Consider the following 20,027-nt stretch of genomic DNA (forward strand, 5'->3'; position numbering starts at 1 on the left):
TTTGTGTCTAACTTTTGGGGTGCACTTCAAGACTCTCAAAGGTATTTTGCGTTATTATTTGCGGTTTTGTTTTCCAGCGTTTCTTCCAACTGGTTTATTTTGACGCTGAGCAAACGTTTCTTGTTGTGTTGCTTTTTGTGCTGGTTTGCTTGGTGTTTTACGCTCTGGTAAAACGATATTATCATGATTTAACTCTTCGTCAATTTGAGCTTTAATTTTTGGACGTAAGTAAGTATTTTGAATCCAAGATTGTAAGATTTGAATTAAAGCGGAAGCAAAGAAGTAAATACCAACCCCTGCAGGTGATTGGAAAGTCATCATAAACATCATTACTGGTAAAATATAGTTCATAGAACGACTTTGTTTCTTTGTTTCTTCATCCATTCCCATTTGACTTACGAGAGATTGAATGTAGTATAGGGCAGCAGTAGCAATTGCTAATGGAACAAATTCTTTACCTAGAGCAATTCCCATGAAGTCACTGCTTGAAATCTCGTTAGATAGCAAGATTGCATTATATAATCCGCTCCAAATTGGAAGTGTAATTAAGAGTGGAAGACATCCAGAACCAAGTCCGCCCATTAATGAGACGTTATTTAACTTGTATAGATCCATTTGCTCTTGTTGAATTTCTAGTTTTTCTTGAGGAGTTGCTGCTTGTTCTGCACGAGCAGTAATTTCCGCAATATATGGTTTTAAAACAGCCATCTTCTCTTGTTGCACAAGCATTGATTTCATTTGATGGAATTGTGTTGGCATTAAAACCACACGGACTAGAACGGAGACGATAACAATCGCAATAGCATAATTTCCATTAAACATAGAAGCAATTTGATTTAATAACCATTGTGTTGGGACGACTAGATACTCATAGAGCCATCCAACGGGTTGATGATCTGCATTATATTGCGCGGTACATCCTGCTAATAGTAGTGGAAGAACAGTTGCAACGAAAAGCAGTTGCGTTTTTTTAGTAAGTTTCATAATCACTTTCCTTTTCATTTAATAACATGACTTATTTTACACGGGTTTCGTTGAAATAGCAATGTTCTTTATATAATTTCAAATTTTGTAAAAATAGGTGCATCTAACAAGGGACATTCTTCGTATCGGTCGACGCGTCCGTAAGGAGAAGTGGATGCTTTTACACGTTCAATAAAGCGATTGACAGCGTTTGGCTCTCCTTGAGCAACGGCTAAGACAGAACCATCCATTTTGTTTTGAACCGTTCCAGTAATATCTAGTTGAATAGCGAGTTGCTGTGTGAAGAAACGGAAGCCAACACCTTGAACTCGTCCCCAGACGCGAATTTGTCGAGTAATCATAGAAATACCTCCTTAAATGATGATTAATTTGTCTTCTTTATGAAACAAGATTACCATGATTTCCTAAAATTTGGTATACTAAGATACGAGGTGAAAACATGTTTAAAGTGATTGAAACAGCGGGTCATGATGAACCATGGTGGTTTTTTGAAGACTGGGAAAAGATGATTGTTTCGACAGAAGAGTTTGATAAGATTGAAGATGCTCTTTGTGCCTATCAGGCTCTCTATCAAAAATTTGAAAATAACTATCCAGAAAAACGTGAGAAAGGATCTTGCTGTGTTGCATTTTGGAACACAGTAGAAACAGATTATTGTGTTCCTTGTGAATGTGACCTTCAGATTTTTCATGGAATTATGATTGTTGATGAAAAAAATCAATTAGTAGACTTGAAAGGAGAAGAACGTGGCTAAACAAACAAAGAAAAAAACGTCTAGAAGCAAAAATTCTCAAAACTCAAATCCCTTACTTTCTATAGAAGCGTTAGCGGTATTTTTGATTGTCTATTGTTTATTAGCAATATTTCAACTGGGATTCTTGGGTAAATTTTTTGCAAACGTCATTCGTTTCTTTATAGGAGATTTATTTGTGTTCGGAGGCGTTTGCGGAATCCTTGCTGGATTTGGAATGCTCTTTAGAGGACGAATGCCTAAAATTATTTGGAGATGGACTGTGGCAGCAGTTTGCTCAAGTATTGCGTTACTCCTATTTGTATCCGTAATGACTTATAGTAGCTTTACGAGTTCAGGGTCTCCTTTATTTCAAGAGATGATGAATCGATTTATGGTTGATTTTACATCCAATACGATTTCTCAAAATCTTGGGGGAGGGCTCATTGGTACGCTTTTATATGCGGGAACTTATTTCCTTGTATCTCAATGGGGGACTTACCTACTAGTATTCTTACTCCTTGTAAGCAGTGCATTACTTATTTTTGATATTCATTTAAGTGATGTCATGAATTTTGTTCGAACTCACGTATCCAATCTTTCTCAAAAAATTGCTGAGAAAAAGGCAGAAAAAGAAGCCAAACAAAAAGCGCTTGAAGAAGAGGATTTATATACTCCAAATCCAGAAATCCATCAGGTTGCGCCTACTCCAGTAGAAGAACCTGTAAAGGAAGAGCGAAAAGAACATTCCTTATTAAACCGAATGAAAAATGCCTTCTTTAATGATTATGAAGATGAATCAATGGTAGATACGGAGCAGGAATTGTATGAACCTGTCTACAGTGAGCCAGTAGTTTCTCCAGAGCCAGTTTCGCCGGTAACACCAGTAGTTTCAACTCCATCGCCAATCGCTTCTAAAACACAAGAAAACTCTATCCATGTGGATGATGCGTTTGAGGATGATGGGGAAGATATCGGAGACTTAGCAATGGGAGGCGAGGAAAATGATGAAGATTATCAATTACCTCCAGTGACCTTATTGAATCCTGTTCAACAATCCGATCAATCGAATGAACGTACAATTGTGGAACGCAATATGCGTATTTTAGAGCGTACGTTTGCAAGTTTTGGGGTGGATGCTAAAGTCATGCCAAACCCAATGCTAGGGCCAGCCGTTACAAAATACGAAATTCAACCAGCAATCGGTGTGAAGGTAAGTAAGATTGTTAACTTGAGTGATGATATAGCTCTAGCACTTGCTGCCAAAGATATTCGTATCGAAGCTCCAATCCCAGGAAAACCATATGTAGGGATTGAAGTTCCAAATAGCCAAACAAGTTTTGTATCCTTTAGCGATGTGATTCAATCGGCGATTCAATCTCCAAAACCTTTAGACGTACCATTAGGAAGAGATATCTCTGGTAATGTTCGTCTTTGCGATATTACGAAAATGCCGCATATGTTAATTGCCGGTTCAACTGGTTCTGGTAAATCCGTTTGTATTAACGGCATTATCACAAGTATTTTAATGAAGACAAAACCACATGAAGTGAAACTGATGATGATTGATCCGAAGATGGTAGAGTTGAATGTATACAATGGCATTCCGCATCTATTAACTCCGGTTGTGACGAACCCTCGTAAAGCCGCTCAAGCCTTACAAAAAGTAGTAGCTGAGATGGAAAAACGTTATGAATTATTCGCTTCAATGGGAATGCGTAATATCGATGGGTATAACGCTCATGTCGAACAATATAACCGCGAAACAGGCGAAAATAATCCAACACTTCCTTATATTGTCGTGATTGTAGATGAATTGGCGGACTTAATGATGGTTGCAAGTAATGAAGTAGAAGATGCGATTATTCGTCTTGCGCAAATGGCCCGTGCTGCCGGAATTCATATGATTCTTGCAACACAACGTCCATCTGTTGACGTTATTACAGGGATTATTAAAGCTAATGTTCCTTCTCGTATTGCCTTTGCGGTATCTAGCGGTACAGACTCCCGTACGATTATCGATGCCAATGGCGCTGAGAAACTTCTAGGTCGTGGGGATATGCTGTATATGCCAATGGGTGAAAATAAACCAATTCGTGTACAAGGTGCATTCTTAACGGATGAAGAAGTCGAACGTATCGTTGATTTCGTGAAGAATCAGCAAGAAGTGGAGTATGATGAAGCGATGATGCCTTCTGAAAATACAACTTCTTCTGGTGGTAGTGAACCGGAGGACGAATTATTCTACGAAGTAATCGAATTATTAAAAGAACAAGAAACGATTAGTACTTCCTACTTACAAAGAAGATTCCGTATCGGATTTAACCGTGCAGCACGAATGATTGATGATTTAGAAGCGCGTGGGTATGTCGGTCCTGCAGATGGAAGCAAAGGAAGAAAAGTGAATGTTCATGTTTTCAGTGAAAACAATGCTTCCGAAATGACTGAAACAAATACTTAGAAATGTAAAACACGAACATTTTTCAATAGAATCACCTCCAATAGAAAGATTTATCTTGCTTTTCATTTTATTTATGATAGAATGACTGTAGTAAATCATTTATTGGAGGTTTTTTATTGTGAAAATTAAGAAGAGTTTAGCTTTATTCGCTTTATCTATTGGTGCAAGTGCTGTATTAGCAGCATGTGGGGGTTCTTCTACCAACTCATCTTCATCATCAAATGCTTCAAATTCAGGTTCAAATGATAATTTTAAAGCCGTTATGGTTTCAGATACTGGTGGTATTGATGACAAATCTTTCAACCAAGGTGCTTGGGAAGGTTTGTTAGAATGGGGTAAAAACAATGGTGGTAAGACAAAAGGCAATGGCGTTGATTATATTCTTTCTAAGTCAGAATCTGATTACACAACAAACCTCAACACTGCAGTGTTAAATGAATATAATATTATTTTTGCTATCGGATTTAAATTACAAAAAGCTGTTGAAGAAGCAGCAAAAGCAAATCCAGAAGCTCACTTTGCAATCATTGATAGTGTGGTAGAACAACCAAACGTAGCTTCTATCAACTATAGAGACCAAGAGGCTGCGTTCCTAGCTGGGGTTGCTGCTGGTTTAACTACAAAAACAAATAAAGTTGCTTTTATCGGTGGAATGCACGGACCAGCGCTTGACAAATTCGAAGCAGGATTCAAAGCTGGTGTTAAAGCTGTAAATCCAAATGCAACTGTTGAAATTCAATATGCTGAATCATTCTCTGATGCAGCAAAAGCTAAATCTTTAGCAGAAGCAATGTACGCTTCAGATTTCGACGTTATCTATGCGGCAGCAGGTGGTGCTGGTTTAGGTGTATTTGCAGCAGCTAAATCTATCGTTGAAACAAATCCAGATCGTAAAATTTGGGTAATCGGGGTTGACCAAGACCAACAAGCAGAAGGTAAAGTCAACGATTCTCGTAATGTAACATTAACTTCAACTTTAAAAGGTGTTAAACAAGCATTAATGAAATTTACGGATGATGCTGCTAAAGGAAACTATCATGGTGGAGAACAAGTGGTATACGGATTGTCAGATGATGGTGTTGGTTTAACAGATGGTCAATTAACGGAAGAAGTTAAGGCAAAAGTTGCTGAATATAAGAAAGCAATTATCGATGGAAAACAAGAAGTTCCTGCGAAACCTTAATTAGATTTAACGATTAAAACGAGAGGAATAGGAGTGGAAGAGAATGGATATTTCTTCACTCCTACTCTTTTATACATAGATCATTTATGAGGTGAGAAGAGTGGTACAAGATACATTTGTGATTGAGATGAAAGGAATCACGAAGAAATTTGGGGATTTTGTTGCGAATAACCAAATTGATTTAACGTTAAAGAAAGGCGAAATCCATGCGTTATTAGGAGAAAATGGAGCAGGAAAATCTACTTTAATGAATATTCTTTCTGGTTTGTTAGAACCCACAGAGGGAGAAATTAAGGTCAATGGTGTTCCAACGAAAATTGATTCACCAAATACAGCGAACCGATTGAAAATTGGGATGGTTCATCAACACTTTATGCTAGTGAAGAAGTTTTCAGTGGTTGAGAATATTATTTTAGGGAAAGAACAAACAAAATTCGGTTTTATCAATAAAAATGCAGTAAAAGAAGAAATTTTGGCATTGTCTAAAAAGTATCACTTAGTGGTGGACCCTGACGCTAAAATTGAAGATATTTCTGTAGGAATGGAACAAAGAGTAGAGATTCTTAAAACGCTCTATCGTGGGGCAGATATTTTAATCTTCGACGAACCAACAGCTGTATTGACGCCACAAGAAATTGAAGAATTGATTTTAATCATGAAGCAGTTGACGAAAGAAGGGAAATCGATTTTTCTAATCACTCATAAAATTAAAGAAATTCAAGCAGTAGCTGATCGTTGCACTGTTATTCGTCGTGGAAATGTGATTGGGACAGTAGAAATGGGAAGTGTTTCGGATCAGGAACTAGCAGATATGATGGTTGGACGATCTGTTTCCTTTAAAACGGAAAAAGAAGCTGCAAATCCAACGACTGATGCACTTGTGATTAAGAATTTAGTTGTAAAGGATAGTCGAGGAATTAATGCGGTAAACGGTCTAAATTTATCAGTTCGTCACGGTGAAGTGGTTGGTATTGCTGGAGTCGATGGAAATGGTCAAACAGAATTCATTCAGGCTCTTGCAGGTTTAAGAAAAATTGAAGAGGGTTCAATTGAATTAAATGGAAAAGATTTAACACATCTGCCAACAAGACAAAGAACTGAAACGGGACTAGGACATATTCCAGAAGACCGTCATAAACATGGGCTCGTATTACAAATGGGATTAGATGAGAACATTGGAATTCAAACTTATTATAAAGAACCTCTCTCTAAAAGTGGATTCCTCAATAAAAAAGCATTTGTTGATTTAGCAGAACGCTTAATTGAAGAATTTGATGTTCGTACACCAAGTCCTACTATTTCGGCTGGGTCCCTTTCAGGAGGAAATCAGCAAAAAGCGATTATTGCTCGTGAAATTGATCGTGATCCAAGTCTATTAATTGCAGCCCAACCGACTAGAGGATTAGATGTTGGCGCGATTGAATATATTCACAAACGTCTAATTGAACAAAGAAATAAAGGGAAAGCAGTTTTGCTAATGAGCTTTGAACTAGATGAAATTTTAAACGTGGCGGACCGAATTGCCGTTATGTATGAAGGTAAAATTGTGGATGTATTAGACACTAAGGAAACAAACGAAACAGAATTAGGATTATTGATGGCTGGTTCTACAAGAGAACAAGTAAGAGCCATGAAACAGGAGGAGTTATAAAATGAAAGGTGCGAGTTATAAAAAAGTCCTTATTCCTGTCCTTTCAGTTGTTTTAGGGCTATTAGTAGGGGCCATTATTATGGCGGTATTTGGGTTTGATCCTGTTAAAGGTTATTCAGCTCTTTTAAAAGGTTCTCTTGGAAAACCATTTTATATTGGTGAAACTTTAAGACAAGCTACGCCTCTGATTCTTGTAGGTTTAGGTTTTGCATTTGCAAGTTATGCAGGGTTCTTCAATATCGGGGTAGCTGGTCAAGCGTTGATGGGGTGGTTTGCTTCTGTTACAACAGGACTTCTTTTCCCGGATTTACCTAAAATCGTATTACTTCCTCTATGTATTCTTGTAGGGATGCTTGCAGGGGCTTTATGGGCAGGAATTGCGGGTTATTTAAAAGCTTACTTCAATACGAGTGAAGTTATCGTGACGATTATGTTGAATTATACAGCATTGCATATTGTGAATTATGTGATTCGTGAAGTTCTAACTGAAAAAGCAGAAATTACTGCATCCGTTCCAGAAGCCGCTAGCTTAAAGATGCCTTTCTTATATCAATTAACGAGTAAATCTACATTACATGGTGGAATCTTCATTGCGATAGCTGCTGTGTTTGTTGTCTGGCTTTTAATGAATAAGACAACGACCGGGTTTGAATTGAAAACAGTAGGTTTAAATAAACATGCAGCTGAATATTCCGGCATGAGCGCAAAGAAAACTATTATTTTAGCAATGCTAATCTCTGGTGGTCTTGCAGGTCTTGGAGGAGTTATGGAAGGGTTAGGAACTTTCCAACATGCTTTTGCTTCTGAAAGCTTACCAAGTATTGGATGGGATGGAATGGCGGTAGCGCTATTAGGTCTAAGTAATCCATTTGGAATCTTATTCTCTTCATTAGTATTTGCAATTTTACGGATTGGTGGAATTTCTATGCCGCTACTTGCAAAAATTCCAACGGAGGTTGTTTCAATTGTAGTTGCCTTTATTATTTTCTTCGTTGGGGCGAACTATTTAATGCAAGTGATTGTCGATAAATTTCCAAGTTTTGGGAAAAGAAAGGGGTAAATAGATATGGATTTAGTCACACTATTACAAGTAATTGTCGGAAATATGCTCATCTATTCAACACCTCTTATCTTAACTGGACTTGGTGGTGTATTTTCTGAAAGAAGTGGGATTGTTAATATTGGTCTTGAAGGAACGATGGTTATAGGTGCTTTTGCTTCCGCAGTTTTCAATCTAGCATTTGCACCACAATTGGGCGCATGGACACCTTGGGTAGCGCTCCTTGTTGCGGCTCTTGCTGGAGCATGCTATTCGGTGATTCACGCTGTAGCTACTGTTTACTTACGTGCAGATCATATTATTTCAGGAACGGTGTTAAATTTACTTGCACCCGCTTTAACCGTATTTTTATGCAGACTTTTGTATAACGAACTCGGACAAACGGAAATTATTACGAACTACTTTGGGAAGACGACAATCCCAGTGCTTAGTTCGATTCCTATTATCGGTCAAATCTTCTTTACAGATACTTTCCTTTTAGCCTATTTAGCAATTGGGTTAGCCTTTATTTGTTCGATGATTTTAAACAAAACAAAATTTGGTTTACGTTTACGTTCGGTTGGGGAACATCCTCAAGCAGCCGATACATTAGGAATTAATGTTTATCATATGCGTTTTGCAGGAGTATTAATCTCAGGGTTCTTAGCAGGGATTGGAGGAGCAATTGTTGCTCAATCGATTACACTGAACTTCTCTGCGACAACTATTGCGGGACAAGGGTTTATTGCAATGGCAGCGATGATCTTTGGTAAATGGAATTCTGTGAGTGTGATGTTATCCGCTTTACTCTTTGGTCTTGCTCAAAGTTTAGGGGTTATCGGAAACTACATTCCAATTATTAAAGATATTCCGTCAGTAGGCTTGACGATTGCGCCATATTTGATTACTATCATTGTATTGGTAGGATTCATTGGTAAATCGGAAGGGCCAGCTGCGAACGGCAAAAACTACGTTAAATCAAAATAATAATGAAACTGCTTTTAATTTGGATTGGAATCTTTGTTAAAAGCAGTTTTTTAATGAGAAGGGGTTATAAATGAAAAGACTAGTCACTTTAATGATTGCTATCCTTGCAATGGTAGCTATTTTATTTGGAGTAAAAAATATTATTCAAACTAAAGAAGCAAAAGAAGAATCGAGTTCTTCTTCAGAACAACAACAATTGTTCCTATTTAACTGGGGGAATTATATTGACCCAGAATTAATCAAAGAATTTGAAGCAGAAACTGGAATTCAAGTGGTATATGAAACATTTGATTCCAATGATGCGATGGAAGCTAAATTGAAACAAGGCGGAACTCGATATGATTTAGTATTTCCAAGTGAATCAAGTATTACCAAATTAGTAAATCAGAATTTACTTCAAAAATTAGACCATTCAAAGATTAAAGGACTAGAAAATATTTCTTCTTTCTTATTAAATAGTCCCGTTGATCAAGGAAATCAATACACGATTCCTTATTTCTGGGGAACGGTTGGGATTATGGTGAATACGAAGTACATTGATCCTGAAAGTATACAAACGTGGGGAGATTTATGGAAAGAAGAGTTTAAGAACAAACTTCTTGTACTAGATGGAAACCGTGAAGCGTTAGGGATGGCTCTCCAATCCTTAGGGTATTCATTAAATTCTAAGAATGAAACTGAATTAAAAGCAGCGGAAGAAAAATTAAAACAATTAAAACCAAATGTTCGTGCAGTACTCAATGAAGAAATTAAAACTATGATGAAACTTGAAGAAGCTCCGATTGGAATGGGATATTCAGGAGATGCAGCGGCAGTAGCAGAAGAGAATAAAAACGTCCAATATATCTTACCAAAAGATGGAAGTGCCGTTTGGACAGACAATTTTGCAATTGCACATACAGCAGTGAATGTTGAAGGAGCATATGCCTTTATTAACTTTATGTTACGTCCAGAAAATGCAGCAAAAAATGCAGAGTTTGTTGGGTACGCAACTCCAAATGAAAAAGCCAAAGAGTTGATGGATCCAGAAGTGACTTCAGATGAGACGTTCTATCCATCAGAAGACGTTATCCAATCTCTAGAACATTATGAGTTCTTAGGAAATGAATGGATAACAAAATATAATGAAGCCTTTTTAGACTTCAAGATGGGATTATAATATGCACTATTATTTAAAAAGTAAGAATATCTTTATTGGCGATACAAATGAAGCAGTACCTGCGATTTTAGAAATCAAAGATGGCGTGATTGTGAATCGATTGGATTACAATACTACTCTAGTAGGGGAAGTTACCGATGTAGGAGATCAATTGGTTACTCCAGGTTTTATAGATGCTCATGTTCATTTATATTTGTCTGCCTTAATCCATTTAGGGAAAATGAAAGCTGTGGGAGGAGCCTCTATTGAAGAAGTCGTCACACAAGCGGAATCCATTCCTGAATATAATGGTTGGAAGATTGGAATTGGTTGGTATGCAAGTGATTTTGGACAGCAAATTTTGCCAACGAAAGAAGATCTTGATAAAGCTTCAAAGACAATTCCTATTTGTTTAATTGCAGGGGATGCTCATACGATTTGGCTCAATTCAAAAGCTCTAGAATTGCTAGAATTAACGCTAGATGCGATTCCGCAAAACATCGGCGGAGAAGCAGTAATAAAAGAAGGCGAACTTACAGGAGTGTTCCTTGAAGCAAAAGCCATCTATTATTTATCAAAAGTATTATCTGTTTATAAAGACGATGAAGAACAGGCGTTAAAAAATTATATGTCATACTTAAACCAAATGGGTGTGACGGCAGTTGGGGACGTGGCCTTAACGGGGGAGAGTCCTGATGATATTGTATATCCTGAGCTCTACTCAAATGTGGAAAAAGAGGCCACTGTACGTGTAAGCTTCTTCCCAGCGATGCGAGAAGTAGTGGAACAAAACCGTGAACTTTACAAAAATTACCGTTCCGAAATGCTTCAAATGGGTGGCGTAAAGCAATTTTATGATGGAGTGACAAGTTCGCATACCGCTTATTTAAAAGAACCGTATCCAATGCCATTTTTTGAAGGAGATGTCGGAGGGCCACTCTTAACGGAAGAGAAGATGGAACGCTTAACCCTTCTTGCCAATAAAGAAGGATGGCCTATGAGAATTCATACGGTAGGCGATAAGGCTATTGCTTTAACGCTTCAAAATTTTAAAAAGGCTCAAGAAGAAACTCCATTTGATGCACCATATAAGTTCAATACGATTGAGCATTTAGAAGTGATGGATCCTATAGACCTGCCGTTAACGGCACAAGATTCCCTCATTGTTTCTGTTCAGCCAAGTCATTTATTAGTAGGATATGAAACTTTAGATGAAGAAGTTGGAGCAGAGCGGGCGCGTCATATGTTCCCGTTCAAATCCTTCATAAAAGAAGGTGCGACGCTTGGTTTTGGAACGGATACGCCAGTGGTACTGGATGTTACACCGTTTGAGTCGATGTTTAACGCGGTGGCAAGACAAACTAAAGAACAGTTACCGGAACCATGTTTAATGCCAGAACAACGTATTTCTATTGTTGAAGCATTAAAGGCGCATACTAGTGGTGCCGCTAAAGCATTAAGTCGATTAGATATTGGAACACTGGAAGTAGGCAATTTGGCCGATTTTGTCGTTTTAGATAGAAATATTGTTGTAGGACATCCACAAGACTTATTAAAAGTGAAAGTGGTAGCAACCTATGTAAATGGAAAATGTGTTTTTAAGAAGTAGTGTAAAAGCTAGATAGAGCCGTCTATCTAGCTTTTTTCATATGTTTTCAAAACATTCGTATTCTTTCAAAATTGTTATTTTTATGAAAATGAAAAAATTAAAATCCCGTTGTTATCATAATGTAAGCACTAATAAATTTGAAGATAGTTTGAAATTCAAAATAAATTGCAAAAAATAGTTTGACAGTCAAAGTAAAAAATAATATACTTTGAACATCAAATGATTTGATATTCAAACAAAAGGAGAAAATCTTTTATGGAACCAACTCTAGAGACCATAAACGGGTACTTGGTGGACGTCTTTAACCAAATGCTCGACATTGAAGAATCTTCGCTGGCGCAAAGCCAATTTAATGATTTATCCATTAAAGAGATGCATGCCATTGAAGCGATTGGAATGTATAGCGAACATACGACAACGGAAGTCGCTAATAAATTGAATGTTACTGTTGGGACGCTAACAGTTGCAGTTAATGCATTAGTCAAAAAAGGCTATGTAGTTCGTTTGAAGAGCGAAGCCGATCGAAGAATTGTAATTTTAGGTCTGACCAAGAAAGGTCGCTTACTTTATCGTCTTCATCGTAAATTCCATGAAAAATTAGTTTTAAAAACAATTGAAGGAATGAACGCTGAAGAAATGGCAGTTCTTGTAAAGGGACTTCATAATTTATATGATTTCCTACACGAGGCTGTACTAGCAAATCAAGAAGGGAAGTAGACATTGTGGGGGTTCAAGTGATAGCGACAAGTTCCTATCTCCCAACGTCCGTGATCACAAATGATGACTGGGCGAAACGAGTAGATACTTCTGATGAATGGATCGTAAAGAGAACAGGAATCAAAACCCGATATTGGGCAAAAGAACAGACAACAAGTGATTTGGCAACAATTGCCGCAAAACGCTTAGTTGAAAAGAGTCAGATTAATCCTGAATCTATTGAATTTATCATTGTAGCAACGATGACACCTGATGCAGCAAGTCCTTCTTGCGCGTCTCTTGTACAAGGAGCTATCGGAGCAACGAATGCTTTTGCGTTCGATGTGAGTGCAGCTTGTAGTGGTTTTGTATATGCATTGTCTACTGGACTAAAGATGTTGGAACATGGGCAAAGAACATACGGAATCGTCATCGGAGCAGAAACGATGCTCAGTTCACTCGATTGGGGAGACCGCTCAACGGCTATTCTCTTTGGAGATGGTGCTGGAGCTGTTCTTTTACAAAAAGATGAAGAGCCATTTTTTTTGGCGGAAACATTACAAAATGATGGACAGAAATCTGAGGCATTAGTCGCTGGAAAAAGAATGACAAATCAAACAGTTTCAACCATGACAATGGATGGTCGAGGCGTTTATGAATTAGTCAGCAAAACTGTTCCAGTCAATATCCAAGATACTTTACAAAAGGCTGGATATACAGCTGACGATATTGATTTGTACTTGTTACATCAAGCAAATCGTCGTTTAGTCGAACAAGTGGCTAAGAAATTAAAACAACCGATCGAAAAATTCCCAATGAATATCGATCATGTTGGAAACACTTCGGCTGCAAGTATTCCGATTTTGTTAAATGAACTCGTAGAAAATGGAACATTGAAAATCGGAGACCATAAAAAAATTCTTCTATCAGGTTTTGGCGGTGGCCTTGCCTGGGGAAGCATCACAATCACATTATAATTTTTAAAATATTGGAGGAAAACACAATGACATTTGAAAAAATTCAAGCAATTATCGTAGATCAATTAGGTAAAGAGGAAGAAGAAGTACAATTAACTACTCGTCTTAAAGATGAATTAGACGCAGATAGTTTAGATTTATTCCAAATCATCAACGATATCGAAGATGAATTCGATGTGAAAATCGATACTGAAGAAGGTCTAGAAACAGTTCAAGACTTAGTGAACTACGTTGATAAACAATTAGCTGAAAAATAATCACAAAAAAGGATGGTAACACATGAAATCAAGAATCTGCGAAATGATTGGAATTGAATATCCGATTATCCAAGGAGGAATGGCATGGGTTGCAAATCCTGCGCTTGCAAGTGCTGTGTCTAATGCTGGCGGTTTAGGAATCGTTGCATGCGGACATGCTCCTGGCGAAGTCGTTAAAGGATTTATTGAAGAAATGAATCGTTTAACAGATAAACCTTATGGTGTAAATATTATGCTATTAAGTCCATTTGTTGATGAAGTAGTGGATGTTGTCTGTCAGGCTGGCGTTAAAGTGGTTTGTACTGGTGCTGGTAGTCCTGGCAAATACATGGCGAAGTTTAAAGAAGCTGGTATCACAGTTATTCCAGTAGTAGCTTCGGTTGCTTTAGCAAAAAGAATGGAAAAAGAAGGAGCAGACGCTATTGTAGTAGAAGGAATGGAAGCCGGTGGACACATAGGTAAGTCCACAACTATGGCTCTATTACCTCAAGTAGTAGATGCAGTGAGTGTACCGGTGATTGGTGCAGGTGGTATCGGAGATGGTCGCGGAATGGCAGCTGCTTTAATGTTAGGTGCTGATGCGGTTCAACTTGGAACAAGATTTTTGGTCTCTACTGAGTGTACTGCACATGACAACTTTAAAGCTTCTGTTTTAAAGGCAAAAGATATCGATACTGTTATTACTGGACAAATTACAGGTCATCCAGTTCGAGTTTTACGTAATAAATTAACGAAGATTTATCTTCAAGCGGAAAAAGAGGAAACTAGTAAAGAAAATCCGGATTTCGAACGTTTAGAAGAAATCGGACGTGGTGCTTTACGTAGAATCGTAGTGGAAGGGGATACTCAAATGGGATCGATGATGGCCGGACAAATTGCTGGTTTAATCTCAAAAGAACAAAGCTGTTCAGAGATTATTCAAGAATTGATGGCCGAATCTCATGAAGTCATCCAGAAAGAACTTGCACGTTTTTAATTAAATGAAAAAAGGGAATGGTGAAATATGCTTATTTAGCATATTTCCACCATTTTTTTACAGCGCAATAGGAGGAAACTCATGAAAATCGCATTTTTATTCCCAGGTCAAGGAAGTCAAAAAGCACAAATGGGCTTAGAGATTGCTGAGAACTTCGAAGTGGCTAAATCTGTTTTTGAAGAGGCTAGTAACGTTCTGCCATATTGTGTGACTGACATTATTTCAGAAGAGCCTGCTACACGTATCAACCAAACAGAATATACGCAACCGTTGTTATTAACGGTTTCTCATGCATTAGCAAGCGTCTTAGAACAAGAAGGAATCACACCGGATGTGACGGCTGGTTTATCTCTTGGTGAATATTCAGCGCTTGTTGAAGCCGGGGTCCTTGATTTTAAGGATGCTTTAAAATTAGTCGCTAAACGCGGTCAATATATGCAAGAAGCGGTTGTTGAAGGCGAAGGGAAAATGGTTGCCGTTCTAGGTCTTGAAGACAATGTTATCGAAGACATTTGTCGTGAAGTTTCAACACCAGAATCCCTTGTAGTTCCGTCAAACTACAACACACCAGGACAATTAGTGATTGGTGGTCATGCAGATGCAGTTGATATTGCAAGCGAAAAATGTTTAGAAGCTGGCGCAAAAAAAGCTGTGCCACTAGTAGTATCTGGTCCTTTCCATACACCATTAATGGAAGCGGCGAAAGTTCGTTTTGCTCCTGAAATGGAAGCGGCAGAGTTACACGAAAGTAAATGCCCTGTATTAAGCAATACGCTTGGCACACCGCATGAAGGCGTACCTTCAAAAGACGTTCTCTGTGATCAAATTACGAATGCCGTGAAATGGAAACAAAATGTAGAGTGGATGCTTCAAGATGGTGTAGATGTCTTCATTGAAGTAGGTCCTGGAAAAACATTGACGCAAATGGTGAAACAAATTGCTAAAGCAAAAGGTGCTTCTGTTCAATTATTCCAAACAGATAGCCTTAAAGCAATGACAGAAACCATTGAAAAAGTAAAGGAACTGAAAGGATAACGAAATGAAATTTAAAGATAAAACAGTTATTGTAACAGGTAGCCGTCGTGGGATTGGTCTTGGAATCGCATTAGAATTCGCTAAACTTGGCGCTAATGTTGTCTTAAACGGTACTCGTGAAATTGATGCAGAAACACTTGCTCAATTTGATGCTTATCCTGGTGAAGTAATGACATATGTTGGTGACGTTTCGAAATTCGACGTAGCTGAAAGCTTTATTAACGAAGTAAAAGAGCGTTTTGGACGCATCGACGTGTTAGTCAATAACGCTGGAATTACGCGTGATGGTTTATTAATGCGTATGAGTGAATCTGATTTTGACGATGTAATGAATATTAACTTAAAAGGATACTTCAATATGATTCGTTTTGCGACTCCAGTTTTCGTAAAGCAAAAATCAGGAAGCATTATTAACATTACTAGTATCGTTGGGGTTACAGGGAATGCAGGTCAAGCAAACTATGCTGCAAGTAAAGCCGGAATCATTGGTTTAACAAAATCTGTTGCTAAAGAAATTGGTTCTCGTGGGATTACAGTAAATGCTATTGCTCCTGGATACATCGATACAGATATGACACAAGCATTACCTGAAAAGATTCGTAATGAGTGGGAAAAACAAATCCCAGTACGTCGTTTCGGTACAGTAGAAGACATTGCTGAAGCATGTGTGTTCTTAGCGGAAACAAAATACGTTACAGGACAAGTGTTAAACGTTAACGGCGGATTATACATGTAATCTCTTAAAGGAGGAAAACAATGAATCGAGTAGTAATTACAGGAATGGGAGCAATCACTCCTTTAGGAAATGATGTAGCTAGCTTCTGGGAAGGCCTTAAAGAAGGCAAGAACGGAATCGCTCCAATTACAAAATTTGATAAAAAAGATCTAGATGTTTATGTGGCTGCTGAAGTGAAAGACTTCGATGCTACAAAATACATGGATCGTAAAGAAGCAAAACGAATGGATTTATTCTGTCAATACGGACTTGCAGCAGCAATGCAAGCGGTAGAAGATAGTGGGATTACTCCAGAAAATACAGACTACGACCGTTTTGGTGTTATGGTGGGTTCTGGTATCGGTGGGTTAACCGTAATGGAAAGCCAAATCATCAAAATGCATGATAAAGGTCCAACTCGTGTAGCTCCATTATTTGTTCCAATGGCTATCGGTAATATGGTCGCAGGGAACATCTCAATGAAGATTGGTGCACGTGGTGTATGTACGTCATTAGTAACAGCCTGTGCGACAGGAACACATGCCATTGGGGAAGCGTTCCGTAACATTAAACATGGTTACTCAGATGTCATTTTAGCCGGTGGTGCTGAAGGTTCTATCTGTGAAATCGGAATTGCAGGATTTGCTGCTTTAACGGCTCTTTCAAGCAGCGAAGATCCAAATGCAGCTTCGTTACCATTTGACAAAAAGCGTGGCGGATTCGTAATGGGTGAAGGAGCGGGGGTTCTTGTTCTTGAAAGCCTAGAACACGCACAAAAACGCGGTGCTAAAATTTATGCAGAAGTCGTTGGATATGGTGCTACAGGAGATGCTTATCATATGACAGCTCCAAATCCTGACGGAAGCGGTGCTGGTAAAGCAATCCTACAAGCCATTGAAGAAGCAGGAGTAGCTCCAAGCGAAGTAGACTATGTGAATGCTCACGGAACAGGTACTCCAGCGAACGATTCAGCTGAAACAACTTCAATTCGTTATGCATTAAAAGAAGCAGCGGATAAGGTTCATGTGTCTAGTACAAAATCAATGACTGGTCACTTATTAGGAGCTGCAGGAGCAATTGAAGCAATTGCATGCGTGAAAGCTGTTGAGGAAGATTTTATTCCACCAACGATTAATGTTACAGAGCAAGATGAAGCTTGTGATTTAGATGTAACTCCAAATGTTGGTGTTGCAACGAAAGTAGAAGTAGCGATCAGTAATTCACTTGGTTTCGGAGGACATAATGCCGTTATCTGTGTGAAGAAATGGAAGGATTAATACATGAATGTAGAAGAAATTAAAGAACTAATGACTTTGTTCAATGAATCGAACATGACGGAGTTTCATTTATCAAATGAAGAGTTCGAAGTGCAATTTAGTAAACGTGAGGAATACCCTCAAGTCGTTTCTAATGCTGTTGCACCCATTGCAAATGTGGCTAGTTCAGTGGAAGCAGCACCAGTGAGTGTCCCTTCTTCTGCTGAAACTCAAGAAACACCACAAGTCGCAACAGATGCAAAATACATTACAAGCCCAATCGTTGGGGTAGTTTACTTACAATCTTCACCGGATGCAGATCCATTTGTACAAGTGGGTAAACAGATCACTTCAAACGATACTGTATGTATTGTCGAAGCAATGAAAATCATGAATGAAATTAAGAGCGACTTCAACGGTGAAGTGGTGGAAGTCCTTGTAGAAAACGGCCAAATGGTTGATTTCGGACAAAAATTATTTGCGATTCGCTAAACCCAATTTTAGGAGGAAATAAAGATGAACATTATGACTGTAACTGACGTAGCTGAGTTAATTCCTAACCGTTACCCAATTTTATATATTGACCGTGTTGATGAATTAGTACCAGGTGAACACGTTGTAGCACGTAAAAACGTGACATTTAACGAAAGCTTCTTCCAAGGACATTTCCCTGGTGAGCCTGTAATGCCTGGTGTGTTAATCGTTGAAGCATTAGCACAAGCTGGATCAATTCCATTATTGAAATTAGATTCTTTTAAAGGAAAAACAGCTTACTTAGGCGGATTAAACAATGTTAAATTCCGTCAAAAAGTAACTCCAGGGGATGTGTTAACACTTCAAGTGGATATCGTTAAATTGAAAGAATATGCAGGAATCGGTAAAGGCGTTGCTTATGTCGATGGTAAGAAAGTCGCAGAAGCTGAATTAACCTTTATTATTGGACGTTAAGCCTATGTTTAATAGAGTACTAATCGCAAACCGTGGAGAGATTGCTTGCCGTATTATTCGAGCTTGTCGTGAGTTAGGAATTGAATCGGTAGCAGTCTATTCCCAAGCGGATAAAGATGCTCTTCATGTACAATTAGCGGACCACGCTGTCTGTATTGGCCCAGCTGCTTCAAAAGATTCTTACTTAAACGTAGAGAATATTTTAAGTGCAGCTGTAACTACTGGCGCACAAGCAATCCATCCTGGATTTGGATTTTTATCTGAAAATGCAAAATTTGCTAAAATGTGTGCAGAATGTCAAATAACTTTCATCGGACCTTCTAGTGAAGTTATTTCTCAAATGGGAGATAAAGCAGAAGCACGTAAACAGATGATTGCAGCAAATGTTCCAGTTATCCCAGGAAGCGATGATGTAGTGCCAACTGTAGAAGAAGGAATTGAACTGGCTAAGCGAATTGGATTCCCTCTGTTAATCAAAGCTGTCGCAGGTGGTGGAGGAAAAGGAATCCGTCGTGTGGAGTCTGTGGAAGAATTTGAACATCAATTTGTCACAGCTCGACAAGAAGCCTTACAAGCCTTTGGTAATGCAGATGTGTACATGGAAAGAATCATTTATCCTGCAAAACATATTGAAATACAAATCTTAGCGGATCAACATGGAAATGTGGTCCATCTTGGCGAGCGTGATTGCTCACTTCAAAGAAAAAATCAAAAAATCATTGAAGAAGCTCCAAGTCCTTCTCTTTCTACTCAACTTAGAAGAGATATGGGTGAAGCAGCTGTTCGAGCCGCTAAAGCAGTAGGGTATCAAAATGCAGGTACCATCGAGTTTCTTGTAGATGAGGACAAACACTTCTATTTCATGGAAATGAATACCCGAATTCAAGTGGAACATCCTATTACAGAAATGATTACGAATGTGGATTTAGTCCAACAGCAAATCAAAATTGCTGCCGGAGAAGAGCTTCCGTTTACCCAGGAGGATATCTCTTTTTCAGGACATGCCATTGAGTGTCGTTTAAATGCTGAAAATCCGTTTGAAGGGTTCCGACCTTCTCCAGGAAAGGTAACTTTTCTCCATCAACCTGTTGGGGGAATGGGCGTTCGTATTGAATCTGCTCTATACACTGGCTATCAAATTCCACCTTTCTATGATTCGATGTTAACGAAGTTGATTGCACATGGTAAGACACGAGAAGAAGCGATTCTAAGAATGAAACGCATGTTATTTGAATTAGTAGTAGAAGGTGTAGATACCAACCAGGAATTTGTGGAAGATTTACTAGATTCTTCAGCATTCAAACGCGGTGATTATACAACCGCTTATGTTGAATCGGAATTTTTGAAACATTGGAATCAGCCTAAAGAAAATTAGAATGATTTAG

The 20,027-nt window shown here is 38.4% G+C and carries 20 protein-coding genes; 18 read left to right on the forward strand and 2 right to left on the reverse strand.

From position 1 onward, the window contains the following. Positions 1 to 54 precede the first annotated feature (54 nt). Positions 55 to 984: a membrane protein insertase YidC gene (gene yidC / locus HMPREF3103_RS00005; protein ID WP_070436635.1), complete on the reverse strand. Its 930-nt coding sequence runs from the start codon at positions 982 to 984 to the stop codon at positions 55 to 57. A gap of 68 nt (positions 985 to 1,052) precedes the next feature. Beyond that, the gene (locus tag HMPREF3103_RS00010) at positions 1,053 to 1,325 is read right to left on the reverse strand and encodes an acylphosphatase (protein ID WP_070436637.1); all 273 of its coding nucleotides are present in this window, start codon (positions 1,323 to 1,325) and stop codon (positions 1,053 to 1,055) included. Between the two features lie 98 nt (positions 1,326 to 1,423). On the opposite strand from HMPREF3103_RS00010, the gene HMPREF3103_RS00015 reads away from it, so the two are divergent. The 18 genes from HMPREF3103_RS00015 (at position 1,424) to HMPREF3103_RS00100 (ending at position 20,017) form a co-directional block, all read left to right on the forward strand. Next, positions 1,424 to 1,738 (forward strand): DUF1033 family protein, encoded by a 315-nt coding sequence (locus HMPREF3103_RS00015; protein ID WP_070436639.1) that lies wholly within the window; start codon positions 1,424 to 1,426, stop codon positions 1,736 to 1,738. Continuing rightward, positions 1,731 to 4,175: a DNA translocase FtsK gene (locus HMPREF3103_RS00020; RefSeq protein ID WP_070436641.1), complete on the forward strand. Its 2,445-nt coding sequence runs from the start codon at positions 1,731 to 1,733 to the stop codon at positions 4,173 to 4,175. Before HMPREF3103_RS00015 ends, HMPREF3103_RS00020 begins: the two co-directional genes overlap by 8 nt. A gap of 124 nt (positions 4,176 to 4,299) precedes the next feature. Continuing rightward, positions 4,300 to 5,358 (forward strand): BMP family lipoprotein, encoded by a 1,059-nt coding sequence (locus HMPREF3103_RS00025; protein WP_371440372.1) that lies wholly within the window; start codon positions 4,300 to 4,302, stop codon positions 5,356 to 5,358. A gap of 100 nt (positions 5,359 to 5,458) precedes the next feature. Next, positions 5,459 to 7,009 carry an ABC transporter ATP-binding protein gene (locus tag HMPREF3103_RS00030; RefSeq protein WP_070436645.1) on the forward strand — a complete coding sequence of 517 codons (1,551 nt, stop codon included), beginning with the start codon at positions 5,459 to 5,461 and terminating at the stop codon, positions 7,007 to 7,009. Between the two features lies 1 nt (position 7,010). Beyond that, positions 7,011 to 8,069, forward strand: a complete 1,059-nt coding sequence (locus HMPREF3103_RS00035) for an ABC transporter permease (RefSeq protein ID WP_070436647.1) — start codon at positions 7,011 to 7,013, stop codon at positions 8,067 to 8,069. Between the two features lie 6 nt (positions 8,070 to 8,075). After that, positions 8,076 to 9,035 (forward strand): ABC transporter permease, encoded by a 960-nt coding sequence (locus tag HMPREF3103_RS00040; protein ID WP_070436649.1) that lies wholly within the window; start codon positions 8,076 to 8,078, stop codon positions 9,033 to 9,035. A 70-nt stretch (positions 9,036 to 9,105) separates the two neighbouring features. Then, a complete protein-coding gene (locus HMPREF3103_RS00045; RefSeq protein WP_070436650.1) occupies positions 9,106 to 10,194 on the forward strand; it encodes an ABC transporter substrate-binding protein in 1,089 nt (362 codons plus the stop codon). A 1-nt stretch (position 10,195) separates the two neighbouring features. Further along, on the forward strand, positions 10,196 to 11,782 hold the full coding sequence (locus HMPREF3103_RS00050; RefSeq protein WP_070436652.1) for an amidohydrolase: 1,587 nt from the start codon (positions 10,196 to 10,198) through the stop codon (positions 11,780 to 11,782). 255 nt (positions 11,783 to 12,037) lie between these two features. Then, entirely contained in the window at positions 12,038 to 12,499 is a 462-nt protein-coding gene (locus HMPREF3103_RS00055) for a MarR family winged helix-turn-helix transcriptional regulator (RefSeq protein WP_070436654.1), read from the forward strand. A gap of 5 nt (positions 12,500 to 12,504) precedes the next feature. Next, complete coding sequence (locus HMPREF3103_RS00060) at positions 12,505 to 13,455, forward strand: beta-ketoacyl-ACP synthase III (RefSeq protein WP_070436656.1); 951 nt, start codon at positions 12,505 to 12,507, stop codon at positions 13,453 to 13,455. Between the two features lie 26 nt (positions 13,456 to 13,481). Then, positions 13,482 to 13,712 (forward strand): acyl carrier protein, encoded by a 231-nt coding sequence (locus tag HMPREF3103_RS00065; RefSeq protein WP_049554630.1) that lies wholly within the window; start codon positions 13,482 to 13,484, stop codon positions 13,710 to 13,712. A gap of 22 nt (positions 13,713 to 13,734) precedes the next feature. Further along, the gene (gene fabK / locus HMPREF3103_RS00070) at positions 13,735 to 14,688 is read left to right on the forward strand and encodes an enoyl-[acyl-carrier-protein] reductase FabK (protein ID WP_039848752.1); all 954 of its coding nucleotides are present in this window, start codon (positions 13,735 to 13,737) and stop codon (positions 14,686 to 14,688) included. 81 nt (positions 14,689 to 14,769) lie between these two features. Continuing rightward, positions 14,770 to 15,723 (forward strand): ACP S-malonyltransferase, encoded by a 954-nt coding sequence (fabD, locus tag HMPREF3103_RS00075; protein ID WP_070436658.1) that lies wholly within the window; start codon positions 14,770 to 14,772, stop codon positions 15,721 to 15,723. Positions 15,724 to 15,727: 4 nt separating this feature from the next. Then, a complete protein-coding gene (fabG, locus tag HMPREF3103_RS00080; protein ID WP_070436660.1) occupies positions 15,728 to 16,459 on the forward strand; it encodes a 3-oxoacyl-[acyl-carrier-protein] reductase in 732 nt (243 codons plus the stop codon). A gap of 20 nt (positions 16,460 to 16,479) precedes the next feature. Next, entirely contained in the window at positions 16,480 to 17,715 is a 1,236-nt protein-coding gene (fabF, locus tag HMPREF3103_RS00085) for a beta-ketoacyl-ACP synthase II (protein ID WP_049554626.1), read from the forward strand. A gap of 3 nt (positions 17,716 to 17,718) precedes the next feature. Next, complete coding sequence (accB, locus tag HMPREF3103_RS00090) at positions 17,719 to 18,186, forward strand: acetyl-CoA carboxylase biotin carboxyl carrier protein (RefSeq protein WP_070436662.1); 468 nt, start codon at positions 17,719 to 17,721, stop codon at positions 18,184 to 18,186. A gap of 24 nt (positions 18,187 to 18,210) precedes the next feature. Next, entirely contained in the window at positions 18,211 to 18,642 is a 432-nt protein-coding gene (gene fabZ / locus HMPREF3103_RS00095) for a 3-hydroxyacyl-ACP dehydratase FabZ (protein ID WP_049554624.1), read from the forward strand. A 4-nt stretch (positions 18,643 to 18,646) separates the two neighbouring features. Then, entirely contained in the window at positions 18,647 to 20,017 is a 1,371-nt protein-coding gene (locus HMPREF3103_RS00100; protein WP_070436664.1) for an acetyl-CoA carboxylase biotin carboxylase subunit, read from the forward strand. Positions 20,018 to 20,027: the final 10 nt, after the last annotated feature.

Origin of the sequence: Granulicatella sp. HMSC30F09 (assembly GCF_001806915.1) — a bacterium.
GTDB classification, from domain to species: Bacteria; Bacillota; Bacilli; order Lactobacillales; family Aerococcaceae; genus Granulicatella; species Granulicatella adiacens.